The sequence below is a fragment of the Brevibacterium litoralis genome (assembly GCF_040212315.1).
Lineage (GTDB): Bacteria > Actinomycetota > Actinomycetes > Actinomycetales > Brevibacteriaceae > Brevibacterium > Brevibacterium litoralis.
The window spans coordinates 15,178-27,940 of record NZ_JBDIUY010000010.1 but is presented as its reverse complement, the minus strand read 5'-3'; the positions used below and the strand labels follow the sequence as shown (position 1 = coordinate 27,940).

Annotated in this window: 12 protein-coding genes; 4 read left to right on the top strand and 8 right to left on the bottom strand. The window is 70.7% G+C overall.

The window, feature by feature from the left end; genetic code table 11:
* Nucleotides 1–5: 5 nt before the first annotated feature.
* Genes AAD496_RS02275 through serS form a run of 6 tightly spaced genes read right to left on the bottom strand, consistent with a single transcriptional unit; the run spans nt 6 to nt 5,217 of the window.
* The gene (locus tag AAD496_RS02275; protein ID WP_349827016.1) at nt 6–923 is read right to left on the bottom strand and encodes an HAD family hydrolase; all 918 of its coding nucleotides are present in this window, start codon (nt 921–923) and stop codon (nt 6–8) included.
* Nucleotides 920–1,471, bottom strand: coding sequence for a hypothetical protein (locus AAD496_RS02270; protein ID WP_349827014.1), 552 nt, complete (start codon nt 1,469–1,471; stop codon nt 920–922). Before AAD496_RS02270 ends, AAD496_RS02275 begins: the two co-directional genes overlap by 4 nt.
* Nucleotides 1,472–1,481: 10 nt before the next feature.
* Nucleotides 1,482–2,120: a proteasome activator gene (locus AAD496_RS02265; RefSeq protein WP_349827013.1), complete on the bottom strand. Its 639-nt coding sequence runs from the start codon at nt 2,118–2,120 to the stop codon at nt 1,482–1,484.
* On the bottom strand, nt 2,117–3,106 hold the full coding sequence (locus AAD496_RS02260; protein WP_349827012.1) for an NAD(P)H-quinone oxidoreductase: 990 nt from the start codon (nt 3,104–3,106) through the stop codon (nt 2,117–2,119). The genes AAD496_RS02265 and AAD496_RS02260 overlap by 4 nt, the downstream gene beginning before the upstream one ends.
* Before the next feature lie 9 nt (nt 3,107–3,115).
* Entirely contained in the window at nt 3,116–3,934 is an 819-nt protein-coding gene (locus tag AAD496_RS02255) for an HAD family hydrolase (RefSeq protein ID WP_349827011.1), read from the bottom strand.
* On the bottom strand, nt 3,931–5,217 hold the full coding sequence (serS, locus tag AAD496_RS02250; RefSeq protein ID WP_349827010.1) for a serine--tRNA ligase: 1,287 nt from the start codon (nt 5,215–5,217) through the stop codon (nt 3,931–3,933). The genes AAD496_RS02255 and serS overlap by 4 nt, the downstream gene beginning before the upstream one ends.
* Nucleotides 5,218–5,260: 43 nt before the next feature.
* Here serS and AAD496_RS02245 point away from each other — a divergent pair, with 43 nt between their 5' ends.
* The 4 genes from AAD496_RS02245 to AAD496_RS02230 all read left to right on the top strand — a co-directional run bounded on the left by AAD496_RS02245 (nt 5,261) and on the right by AAD496_RS02230 (nt 11,183).
* Complete coding sequence (locus AAD496_RS02245; protein ID WP_349827009.1) at nt 5,261–6,463, top strand: diacylglycerol/lipid kinase family protein; 1,203 nt, start codon at nt 5,261–5,263, stop codon at nt 6,461–6,463.
* 231 nt (nt 6,464–6,694) lie between these two features.
* A complete protein-coding gene (locus tag AAD496_RS02240) occupies nt 6,695–8,632 on the top strand; it encodes an LPXTG cell wall anchor domain-containing protein (RefSeq protein WP_349827008.1) in 1,938 nt (645 codons plus the stop codon).
* A 392-nt stretch (nt 8,633–9,024) separates the two neighbouring features.
* A complete protein-coding gene (locus tag AAD496_RS02235; RefSeq protein ID WP_349827007.1) occupies nt 9,025–10,026 on the top strand; it encodes a hypothetical protein in 1,002 nt (333 codons plus the stop codon).
* 401 nt (nt 10,027–10,427) lie between these two features.
* Nucleotides 10,428–11,183, top strand: a complete 756-nt coding sequence (locus AAD496_RS02230) for a maleylpyruvate isomerase family mycothiol-dependent enzyme (RefSeq protein WP_349827006.1) — start codon at nt 10,428–10,430, stop codon at nt 11,181–11,183.
* Nucleotides 11,184–11,378: 195 nt separating this feature from the next.
* Here the strand turns inward: AAD496_RS02230 and AAD496_RS02225 are convergent, their stop codons facing one another.
* Nucleotides 11,379–12,104, bottom strand: a complete 726-nt coding sequence (locus AAD496_RS02225; protein WP_349827005.1) for an OmpA family protein — start codon at nt 12,102–12,104, stop codon at nt 11,379–11,381.
* 5 nt (nt 12,105–12,109) lie between these two features.
* Complete coding sequence (locus AAD496_RS02220) at nt 12,110–12,727, bottom strand: hypothetical protein (RefSeq protein WP_349827004.1); 618 nt, start codon at nt 12,725–12,727, stop codon at nt 12,110–12,112.
* Nucleotides 12,728–12,763 lie beyond the last annotated feature (36 nt).

Below are 12,763 nucleotides of genomic sequence, written 5' to 3'. Positions count from 1 at the left end.
ACCTGTCACCGGGCGGCGCGGACGGCCGCGGCGAAGGCGTGGAGTACCGGGGCCACACCGCCCTCGTCGAGGGCCGGGGCCACGTGGGCGGCTGCCGCGATCGCGTCGGGGTGCCCGTCTGCCATCGCGTAGCCGTGTCCGGCCCAGCGGAGCATCTCCAGGTCGTTGGGCATGTCGCCGAAGGCCGCCACCTGCGCGCGTCCGATCCCCCGGGTCCCGCAGTACGTCGCGAGCGTGCGGGCCTTCGTCACGCCGGCGGCAGCGAGTTCGACCAGTCCGTTGGACGGGTTCGAGTGCGAGGCGTGCAAGGACCGTCCGGCGGCCGTCCGGTCCTGGACCCCGGTGACGAGCGCCAGCAACGCGTCCGAGTCGGAGTCTCCTGTCCGCAGGAGGACCTTGACGACGTCGCGCAGCGCGGTCCCGTCGGCCGGGTCGACCTCCGGCACCCGGCTGTGCCCCTCTCCCTCGCGGCGGAAACCGGGTTCCATCCGCATGCCCTCGAGCGTCTCGAAGGCGAGCCGGGCGGCCGGGATCGACTCCCGCACCGCCGCCACGAACTCCGCGAGGTCCTCGGCCGGCACCGTCGAGGCGTGCTCGACCCGGCCCGCGGCGACGTCGTAGACCACGGCCCCGTTCGCGCACACGACGTGCCGGATGCCCAGGTCCGCCTCGACCATCGCGTCGAGCCACCGCATGGGACGGCCCGTCACGGGCAGGAACTCGATCCCGGCGTCGAGGACGTCGCGGATCGCCACGACCGTCGCCTCCGGCAGGGGCGCGGGGTGCCGGAGCAGTGTCCCGTCGATGTCACTGGCGACCAGCCGGACGAGCGGCGTCGGGCCCTCCGGTCCACCGTCGTCCGGTCGTCCGCTCGGCGGACCGGTGCCCTCCGGGCCCGGGGTCTGCGGGGCGGTCGCACTCATGGGACCTCCTGTTCGCACCGGTCCACGAGGGTCCCGATGCGCTCGACGAATTCCGCGGCCGACCCGGCGGGGCCGGCCGGATCCCCACCGGTCCGCACCGCCACGCGGCTCATCGCCGCGGCCTGGCAGGCCTCCGAGACGGTCCCGGCGGCCCGGGACAGCAGCTCGGAGGTCTGGCCGACGTGTGCGCGCACGGTCGCCGGGATCACGGACCCCTCGACGGGGTGCTCCGCGTGCAACCGGGCGATCAGGGCGTCCACCCGGTCGGTGAGAGCGTTGAGGACCACCGTTCCGCGGGCCACGGTCTCGGCCGCCGACCCCGCCGGGGAGTCGGCCCCGCCCGGGCCGTCCGCCTCGTTCCGCAGGGCCACGGCCGTCTCGTAATAGCGGTCGACGGCACGGACGAACCGGTCGCGGTGCGCGCGCCACAGACCGGTGCCGTACACCTCGTCGAGGTCGGCCACGTCGGCCCCCGAGGCGCCCGCCGCCCGGGCACCGGCGTCACTGCTCCCGGCGAAGGCGTCCCGCACGCGGGACCACAGACTCACGGGTGTCGCCTCACAGGTAGTTACCGGGGCGGTGGTGACCGTCCTCGGACTGACCGTGCGCGCCGGGGTGTCCCGGTGTCTCACCCTGGCTGCGGCCCTGGACTGACACACCCGGTGGCAGGGCCCGGGCCTGCTGCCCGGCCATCGCCTGCTGCGCCATGATGGCGGTCTGGATGCCGTGGAAGAGCCCCTCCAGCCAGCCGACCAGCTGGGCCTGCGCGATGCGCAGTTCGCCGGTGGACGGCACGGCATCGCGCTCGAAGGGCAGCGCGAGCGACCGCAGTTCGTCCGCGAGGTCGTGGGACATCCCCTCGGCCAGCTGATCGACCGACCGGCGGTGGATCTCCGCCAGTCGTTCACGGCCGGACTCGTCGAGTTCGGTCTGGCGGACCTCCTCGAGCAGCTGCTTGGCCATCGTGCCCAGGCGCATGAGCTTGCCGGGTTCGGACACCGCCGGTTCGTCGTCCTCGTCGGAGGCCTCACCGCCGAGCGGTGGGTCGGGGACGTGGGCGACCAGGTGTACGCGTTCGGCGCGCTCCTGCACCCCGTGGCCCTGATCGTCGCTGCGTCCCGGGTCCTCGCGGCGTTCGTCCGCCCCGCCCGCGGGTGCGCCGTGGCCGGTGTCGGTGGTCAGGTCCTCGTCGCTCATGCGTCCTCCTCGACCGCGAGCAGCACCTTGCCGATGGACTCGCCGTTCTCCAGCATCGCCTGGCCGCGGCCGGCCTCGGCCAGCGGCAGCACGGTGTGGACGATCGGCTTCACGCTGCCGTCGAGCACCCGTGGCCACACAGTCGAGGCGACCTCCTGCACGATCGCGGCCTTCTGTTCGCCCGGGCGGGCCCGCAGGGTGGCGGCCATGACGGTCTTGCGCTGCGTCATGAGCGCTCCCAGGTCGATCTCCGCCTTGCGTCCGCCCTGCAGACCGATGATGGTGAGCCGGCCGTCGAGCGCGAGGGCCGTGATGTTCCGCTCCAGGTACTTGGCACCGATGATGTCGAACACGACGTCGGCACCGCGACCGTCCGTGATCTCCTTGATCCGTTCGACGAAGTCCTCGGTCGTGTAGTCGATGACGGCGTCCGCGCCGAGCTCCCGGCAGAACTCCGCCTTGCGTTCGGAGCCGACGGTCACGGCCACATGGGCACCGAAGGTCCGGGCGAGCTGGATGGCCGCGGTACCGATCCCGGAGCCGCCTCCGTGGACGAGCAGACACTCGCCGGCCTGCAACCGGGCACCCATGAAGACGTTCGACCACACGGTGCACAGGACCTCGGGAAGGGCGGCGGCGTCCCGCAGATCCATGTCGTCGGGCACGGGCAGGAGCTGACCGACGGGGACGTCCACGTACTCCGCATAGCCACCACCGCTCAGCAGCGCGGCGACGCGCTGGCCGACCTCCCAGCCGGTCACACCCTCACCGAGCTCGGTGATGGTGCCGGAGACTTCCAGGCCGGGGACACGGGTGGCTCCCGCCGGTGGGTCGTAGAAGCCCTGCCGCTGCAGGACGTCGGCACGGTTGATGCCGGCCGTGTGGATCTTGACGAGGACGGAACCTGCGGGGACCTGCGGGGCCTCGACCTCGTCGATCACGAGTGCGTCGGGGCCGCCGGGCGTGGGGATCGTGATTGCGCGCATGCCCCCACCCTAGGCGAGGGGTCGGACACCGAAGTGGTCCTCGAGCGCGAGCGCCAGTCCGTCCTCGTGCACGGGAGCGGTGACGAGGGTGGCGAACGCCTTTGTCTCGTCCTTGGCCTGGCCCATGACGATGGCGTGGTGGGCCCAGTCGAGCATCTCGTGGTCGTTGGTGCCGTCACCGGCGGCCACGGTGTGTTCGGGGGCGACCCGCAGGTTCTCCGCCACGATCCGCAGTGCGCTGGCCTTCGACACGCCCTCCGGCGAGATGTCGAGCCAGTTGCTCCAGCCGACGCTGTACGTGACCCCGTGCAGACCGGAGTCCTCGACGGCCGCCGCGAACTCCTCGGAGGTCGCGCTGAGTTCCCGCAGGACGATGCGGATCGCACGCAGGTCGAGCAGGTCGGCGAAGGGCACGATCGTGAGCGGCGCGTCCCCGTTGAGATCCCCGTCCGGGAACTCGGCGGTCGAGTGCCGCACCAGGTTCTCGTCCTCGACGAGGAGGATCCCGGTCGGCATCGCCGCGTGCATCCGCTCCAGCGCGGGGCGGGGGTCGAAGGTCTCGGTGTGGACGACCTCCCACCCCGTCTCCGCGGAGGGGTCGAGGCGGGCGATGACGGCACCGTTCGAGGCGACGACGTACCCGGTCTCCAGCCCGAGGCGGTTGGCCACCTCCAGGGCACCGCGGATGGATCGCCCGGTGGACACCACCACGTGGTGACCGGCGGCCTCGACGGCGCGGACGGTCTCCCGCACCCGCTCGGACATCCGGTCGTCGTAGTCGACGATCGTGCCGTCGACGTCGAGGGCGACGAGGTGACGATCGCTCATGCGTACCGGGGACCTTCCGGACCGTAGGCGACCATGCCGCCCATGTAGGGCCGCAGGGCTTCCGGCACGCGCACGGAGCCGTCGGCCTGCTGGTGGTTCTCCAGGATCGCGACCAGCCACCGCGTGTTCGCCATCGTGCCGTTGAGCGTGGCGACGAACCGGGTGCCGTCCTCGCCGCGTTCGCGGATCTTCAGGCGGCGGGCCTGGAATGTCGTGCAGTTCGAGGTCGAGGTGAGTTCACGGTACTTGCCCTGTGTGGGCACCCAGGCCTCGCAGTCGTACTTGCGGGCCGCGGAGTCACCGAGGTCCCCGGCGGCCGTGTCGATGACGCGGTAGGGCAGCTCGCACTTGCCGAGCATCTCCTCCTGGAGGGACAGCATGAGCTGGTGCTCGGCCTCCGCGTCCTCGGCGTGGACGTAGCTGAACATCTCCACCTTCTGGAACTGGTGGACGCGGATGATGCCGCGAGTGTCCTTGCCGTAGGAGCCGGCCTCCTTGCGGTAGCAGGAGGACAGGCCGCCCAGGCGGATCGGACCCTCGGACAGGTCGATGATCTCGTCCATGTGGAAGCCGGCGAGCGCCACCTCGGAGGTGCCGGTGAGGAACAGGTCCTCCGACTCCAGTCGGTAGACCTCGTCCGCGTGCTCACCGAGGAAGCCGGTGCCCTGCATGACCTCGGGCTTCACGAGCGTGGGGGTGACGACCGCGCGGAAGCCGTGCTTCTCCGCGGTGTCGAGGGCCAGGGTGAGGAGCGCGAGCTCCAACCGGGCGCCGAAACCGGTGAGGTAGTGGAACCGGGCGCCGGAGACCTTGGCGCCACGGTCGGTGTCGATGGCACGCAGCTTCTCCCCGACCGCCAGGTGGTCGGCCGGTTCGAAGCCGTCGGCCGCGAAGTCACGGGGAGTGCCGACCTCCTTGACGACGACGAAGTCGTCCTCGCCACCGGCGGGCACCCCGTCGATGATGAGGTTGGCGAGCTTCCGCATGGACTGGTCGAAAGCGAGCTCCGCCTCCTCCGAGTCCGCCTGCAACGCCTTGACCCGCTCGGACAGGGTCTTCGCCTCGGCCACGAGGGCCTGCTTGGCGTCCTTGTCCTTCTCCTGCGCCACCTTCTTGCCGAAGGCCTTCTGCTCGGCGCGGGCCTCCTCGTAGGCGGTGATCGCGGAGCGACGAGAAGCGTCCGCCTGCAGGATGGTGTCGACGAGCGACTCGTCGTCGCCACGGGCGCGCTGCGAGGCCTTGAAGACCTCCGGGTTCTCTCGGAGCTGCTGTAGATCGATCACGTTTCCCCACCCTACCGCGCCGCGGGGACGTACATTCATCCATGTGAACACGGAAATGGTGACCTTCGGCTTCCTCGGCGTCCTCCTCGTCTCCCTCGTGTTCCTCGTCGGTTGGGCGATCGGCCGCGCGGTCCGGAAGGACGCGGCGGACGGCCCCGGCACACGGTCCGCCCGTGGGCGGGGCGCCTCGGACGCGGGCGACGACCACCGACCCCGCGCCTCGCTGGTACTCAACCCCGTGAAGTCGGGGGCCGACGACCTGCGACGGACCGCCGAGGCGGTCAGCCGCCAGGAGGGCTGGGCCCCGCCGCTGGTCATCGAGACCACGGAGGACGACCCCGGCCAGGCGATGACCGAGCAGGCCCTGGCCGCCCACGTCGACCTCGTCATCGCCGCAGGCGGGGACGGCACCGTGCGGCACGTCGCGGAGGTCCTCGCCGGCACCGACGTCCCCATGGGCATCGTCCCGCTGGGCACCGGCAACCTGCTCGCCCGGAACCTCGACCTCCCGCTCGACCGCCCCGAGTGGGCGCTGCGGATCGCCCTGTCCGGCCGCGACGACCGCCTCGACGTCGTCCACGCCAAGTTGGAGCCGCCACGGTCCGCGGACACCTCCTCCCCCGCGGCCGAGGCGCCCTCTCCGGAAGGCACGGACACGCCCTCCCCGGTCGCCTCCGACGACCGCGAGGACCACGCCTTCATGGTGATGGCGGGGATCGGGTACGACGCGGACGTCATGGCCGACACGGACCCCGAGCTCAAGAAGCGGGCCGGATGGCTGGCCTATCTGGAGGCGGGGTCCCGCAAGCTCAAGGGCGAGAGAACGACGGTCCGGCTCACGGTCGACGACCAGGAGCCGCGGGAGGTGGAGATCCGGTCCGTGCTCGGCGCCAACTGCGGCGAGGTGCAGGGCGGCCTGGAGCTCGTGCCCGGGGCGCGTCCCGACGACGGGTACCTCAACGTGCTCCTCGTGACGCCCGAACACCTGATCCAGTGGCTCGGGGTCGCGCTGTCGATCCTGGGGCGGGCCGGTAAGCGTGGCCTGCACATGGACATCCTGCAGTGCCGTCGGATCGTCATCGAGACGGACCGGCCCATCGAGGTCCAGTTCGACGGGGACGCCCACGGGCGCACCCGCTACCTGGAGATGGAGGTCGATCCGCTGTCGCTCGTCCTGCGCGTGCCGACGGCCGAGCAGACCCGGAGCATCAAGCTGACGGGCTGGTCCTTCGGCATACAGAATTAAGTGCGGGACACCCGCTCGTGCCGATCCCCGACCTGAATGAGGCAGGCATCACACTCCCCTCCCAGCACGCTTGTGACCTGGAGATTCGTCCGTGCGTCAAGACCGGAACACTACTTTCTTCAGAAAAGTTTGGCGTTACCTGGGAGTAGCCCGTAGGGTCGCAAAGACCCATCGAGGCCCTCCGTGCGCCCAGCGCTCCCGGGCCGCACTCACGAACGAAGAGAGTCATCCGTGAAGAAGTCGCTCGTCCTCGCCCCGGCCGTCGCCCTGGCGATCACCGGCATCGGTGTCGCCCCGGCACTGGCCACCTCAACCTCCCCGGCACAGCCCACCCAGTCGGCACCGAACCTCTCGGCCGCCGTCAGCTCGACCCCGGAGGCCGAGGCCCCGGTCGTCGACCCGGCGATCGCCGTGGACCCGAAGGTCCAGTCCGCCACCGAGTTCTACTCCCCCGACGGCGGCGAGACCGGCGGTGTGCTCGTCAACTTCACCGGCCTCGACCCCGAGGTCCAGTACGGCCTGTCCGTGACCCCGGGTGACGACGTCTCCGAGAACGCCGGAGGACTCGAGGACACCCTCCTCCCCGAGGAGGACGGCACCTCCGTCATGAGCCTCTACGGCACGAGTCAGGACAACGCCGAGATCTTCATCGGCACCTGGCACATCACCCTCACCGATGAGAACGGTGAGGTCGTCGCGGAGAACTCCTTCCGCGTCGACCAGGTCGCTTCGACTCTCTCCGTCGAGCCGTCCTCGACCGCCGCCGCCGACTTCAACGCCGGTGACGCCATCCTCACCTTCACGACCACCGGCCTCTTCGAGAACGGCGAGTACGGCCTGGCAGTCCTCGACGAGAACAATGAGGTCGTCGCTTACGCAGACGTCGTCGCCGGCGCCGACGGTTCGCTCTCCTACGAGATGACGAACGCCGACGCCGCTGCCGAGCTCGCCGCGGGCACCTACACCGCCCAGCTCTTCGACTCGAACAACAACGGCTTCGGAGCAGTCGACTTCGAGCTCACCGGCGACGCCCCCACCGAGGAGCCGACGGAAGAGCCCACCGAGGAGCCGACGGACGAGCCCACCGAAGAGCCCACCGAGGAGCCGACGGAAGAGCCCACCGAAGAGCCCACCGAGGAGCCGACGGAAGAGCCCACCGAGGAGCCGACCGAGGAGCCGACCGAAGAGCCCACCGAGGAGCCGACGGACGAGCCCACCGAAGAGCCCACCGAGGAGCCGACGGAAGAGCCCACCGAAGAGCCCACCGAGGAGCCGACGGAAGAGCCCACCGAGGAGCCGACCGAGGAGCCGACCGAAGAGCCCACCGAGGAGCCCACGGACGACGACACCCCGACGGAGGAGCCCTCCGAGGAGCCGACCGAGACCGACGAGCCCACCGAGGACGTCACCGTCGACCCGGCACTCACAGTCTCCCCGTCCGAGGTCACCGTCGACGAGTTCGCCGACGGCGCCCGCATCCAGATCACCGGTGAGGGCCTCGACCCGAACGCCTCCTACACCTACAAGGTGTACCCGGCCGGTGGCGGCACGGGCGATCGCCTCCAGACCTTCGAGGTCGAGGTGGGCGAGGACGGCACCTACGCCCACGAGATCTACGCCGAGGACCCCTCGCAGGCGGCCTCCTTCGCCGGTGACTGGATCGTCCAGATCGTCGACGCGAACGGCGAGGCCATCCTCACCGACGGCTTCTCCATCGTCGAGACCACCGGCGACGACGATGACGACTCCGGCGACGACTCGCAGGCCGGGGGCACGACCTTCAACGTCACCCCGTCCACCGTGGCCGCGGGCGACGACATCTCCTTCGACGCCACCGGCTTCGCCGCCGGCGAGGACGTCCTCCTGGAGATCAACCCCGACCTCGGCACCTACACCGCGGGTGAGGACGGCGCCGTCTCCGGTACCGCCACCATCCCGGCGGACCTGGCACCGGGCGACTACACCCTGACCCTCACCGGCCAGGAGTCCGGCACCACCGCCACCACCGACATCACCATCACCGGTGCACAGGCCGGTGGCGGCACGGACGAGTCCGACGACTCCGCTCTGCCCCGCACCGGTACCGAGATGACCGCCGCCATCGCCGGCGCCGGCCTCCTGCTGGTCGGCGGTGCCGCCGTCGTCCTCACGCGTCGCCGCGTGAAGTGATCCACCACGGAGGCTGACGGGGAGCCACTCCCCCGACGTCACCGCTCCCGAGGCGCCCTGGCTCGAACCCCGACGCAGTCGGATCGTTCCGGCCAGGCCCTCGCTGCCGAGGCGCCCTGTACTCACTCGAAGTGCAGGGCGCCTCGTCGTTTCCCACCCCACCCCGGGGGCCCCACCGCCCCGATTTCGTTCACGGCCCCCGATATGTGCCGACATATCGAGGGCCGTGAACGAAATCGGGGCGGGAGGCCGGGGTCGGGGCGACATGACGGCAAATGACCCGCGTGGCTGCACGACGTGGACGGCCTGCGCCACGTAGAATCGTGACCCCGGGCACAACGATGTGTTCCGGATCCACGACCGACGGTCGACGACTCCAGGAGGAGGCGGACATGAGGACACGCACCTTCGTACTCGCACCTGCGGCGACACTGGTCGCCCTGGGTCTCGGAGCTGCGCCCGTCCTCGCCACCACCACGGGCCCGACCATCGAACCGGAGCCCACGCAGAGCACACCGGTCACCGGTCCGGAACTGACGGACGGGCCGACCGCCGCACCGACGGCGCCCACCGAGGACCCGACCGGCACACCCACCGGGCCCGCGACGGAAACGCCCGGCACCGAAGAGCCCACGACCGCTCCCACGGAGGCGCCGACCCCCTCACCGACGGAATCGGGGACGCCGACCTCTCCGACGGACGGCCCCACCGGTACTCCGACCACGGAACCGGCGACCCCGGGGCCCACCGACACGGGCACACCCGCTCCGAACCCCACCGGATCGCCGGACGTGTCCGACGGGCCGACGGAAGCGGACCCCGTCCCTTCGCGCCCCTCGACTCCTGCGGATGCCGAGCCCGTCGACGAGGACCCTGCACCGGTCCCGGCCGAGCAGGCCACAGACGCCGAGATCACGGTGACACCGGGAACCCGATCCGCCGAGGAGTTCGTGCGCGGCGGTGTCGTCCTCATCCGCGCGACCGGCCTGGAACCCGGCGCCGAGTACACGCTCACGGTCTCACCCGGTGACGGGGTCACCGAGGGACTGGGCGGCTTCGAGTACACGTACACCGCGGACGCGGACGGTGTGTTCTCCTCCCGGGTGTTCCCCGAACAGCGCGAGAACTCGGACCACTTCATCGGCACCTGGGACGTCGTGGTGACCGACGCCACCGGCGCACAGGTGCTCACGGCGGACTTCCGGGTGACCGGCGATCAGCCGGAGACCGGGAATGCCGGTGCCGCCGAGGTCGACCCGGCCGAGGTCGATCTCGCCGCCGAGTCCGGCGACCTGCCGAGCACCGGCGGCGACCTGCTGAGCCTCGGCGCCGGTGCGGCTCTCCTGGCCGTGGGCGCGACGATCGTCGTCCTCACCCGCCGCCCGCAGAACTGATCAACCCAGGTCGTAGGACCGTGCGATGTCGCGCGGGTCGAACTCCGCGCGGCAGTCCAGACACGTGAAGTGGACTCCGCCCTCGACCATCGTGCAGGACTTGTAGTGGTCCTGTTTCACCAGTCGACCCCCTCAGTCCTCACACCGGATCGGCACGATCACCGACGGCCGCGGTACGGACTTCGCGGTTCCCGCACCTCTCCCCACGACCCGCACGACAGGCGCCGGGTGCAGGGTGGTGGTGGACATGTGCCTCGCCTCGCTTCAGGAGGATGATTTCTACGTCATGTAGAACAACCGGCGCCGGGACTACTTCCCGTGCACGTGGTGGGCTCGGACACACCCGGCCCGGACACACCCCGCGCGGACACGGGCGGGCCCACCGACCTAGAGTGGTGACCATGGACACGACGAACGCCGGAACATCCGACCTCGAACGCGATCTCGGCCTGCGCCTGCTGGGCGAGACCTTCTACCTCCAGGCGCTCGGGCAGTTGTCCCCCGCTGCGGTCGAGCAGGCCTCTCCTCTGCCCGGCTGGAGTCGCAAACACCTGGTCCTCCACATGCTGTTCAACGGCGAGGCCATGCTGCGCCTCATCGATTGGGCGAAGACCGGCGTCGAGAACCCCATGTACCCCTCCCGTGAATGGCGCGACGCGCAGATCGAAGAGGCGCACTCCCACACCTCCGCCCGAGACGCGATCGCCATGTCCGACGAGATCGTCGAGGAGATCACCGAGGAACTCGCGACCATGACCGAGGAGGCGTGGAACCGACCGCTGCGCACACACCGCGGCCCCATCACCGCCGAGTGGATCCCGTGGATGCGGGGCCGCGAGGCCTGGGTGCACAGTCTCGACCTCGGTATCGGCATGTCCGCACTCGATTTCCCGACGGAGGTCCTCGACCGCATGCTCACCGACATCGCCGGCGAATGGGACCGCCGGGACGAGACCGTCGCCTACGACATCACCCTGACCGACCGCCCCGAGGTCGGTGTCTGGCACCTGCGGACGGGCTCCGCGGACGTGGACACCCCGGCGACGGACACGGTCGAAGGCCCCGCGGGTGCCGTCTTCGCCCACCTGTCCGGACGCGGCTGGCCGGGTTCCCTCGACGAGCCGTCCGGCCTGCCCACCCCGCCCGCCTGGCTCTGACCGACGCCACCGGCACACGTCGAAGGCCCTGCCCACCCCCCCCGCCTGGCTCTGACCGACGCCACCGGCACACGTCGAGGGCCCTGCCCACCCCCCCCGCCTGGCTCTGACCGACGCCACCGGCACACGTCGAAGGTCCCGCCCCCTCCCCCCGCGGGGTGCGGGCAGGGCCTTCGACGTGTCCCGACCGCGGACTCAGCTGTCGTAGACGATCTCGACTCGGCGGTTCTGCGCGTAGGTGTCCGGGTCCTCCGGGTCCTCGTCGACCTTCGGTTCGGAATCGGCGAACCCGGCGGTCTCCAGGGTGAGGTCGGGGCGGGCCTCGGCGATCACCTCGGCGACGGCCTCCGCGCGCTTCTCGGAGAGTTCCTGGTTGCTGCCGCCCCCGCGGACGGGGCGGGAGTCCGTGTGTCCGTTGACCTCGACGGTCGCACCGTCCGGGATGTCCTCGACGGCGGTCGCGATACCGTCCTCCGACTCGGCGGCGACCTCCCAGCTGCCGGTCTCGAACAGGATGTCCGTCGACAGGGACAGGGTGGTGCGGCCCTCGATCTCGGACTGCTCGACGAACTCCCCGACGGAGTCGTCGATGTCGCCACCGGTCCACCCCTCCACGGAGTCCTTGACGTCCTCGCCGACCCACTGTTCGACGGAATCCGCGAGGTCCTCGTCCGACCATGCCTCGACGGACTCCGTGATCACCTCGGAGGAGGCCGACGGGAGGGTGGCCGGGGGTTCGCCCGGCAGACCCAGGTCCCCGTCCTCACCCACCTGAGCCGCTGCCGGACCCGCCACCGTCGCGGTCGCGAGGACGGGGGCGAGAGTGATCGCTGCGAGAGCGGGGGCGAACCGCCGGCCGGACCGCCCGCCGAGGGCACGTGCTTGCGCGCGGATGCCCGGATGGATATGTGTGCGTCCCATCGTGATCACCAAGTGATCGGGACGTCGGTGAAATCCGGCAGATCGTCGGAGATGTGCAGGTCGAGCGAGCCGATCTCGTCGGCCGGTGCGGCGAAGGTGCCCCACCAGATGAAGGTCTCGCCGTTCACCCCGTCGATGTTGTACAGCTCGGTCGACATGGGCCCCGGATCACCACGGACCACGGAGTACTGCTTGAGGTTCGACCGGTCGATGAGCTTGACGGCCCCCTCGAAGTTCGAGACTCCGACCATCGATTCCATCTCGTATCCCGAGATCTCGTCGGAGTCCCCGATGTCCCCGTCCTGCGGGGTGAGCGCCAGACGCAGTGTCATGAGCTGACCGCCCTCCTCGACCTCGAGGGACAGGACGTCGATGGTCATCGACTGCTCGGTGCCGGGCTTCTCGTAGGTCTGCGAGACGATCACCTGCTCCGGGTCGATCGTCGCGACGCCGACGGGGCCGGCCGGTTCGACGGTCGAGCCACCCTCACCGGAACCGTTCTCCCCACCCTGGTCCCCACCACCCGGGGACGAGCAACCGGCGAGGACGAGCCCGGCGGCGAGCACGGACCCGAGAAGAGCGGTACGGAATCGAGGACGGGACGGAATGACCTGCGGTTTCATGGCTGACTCCCGGGTGAGGGCGGACGTTGCAGGACC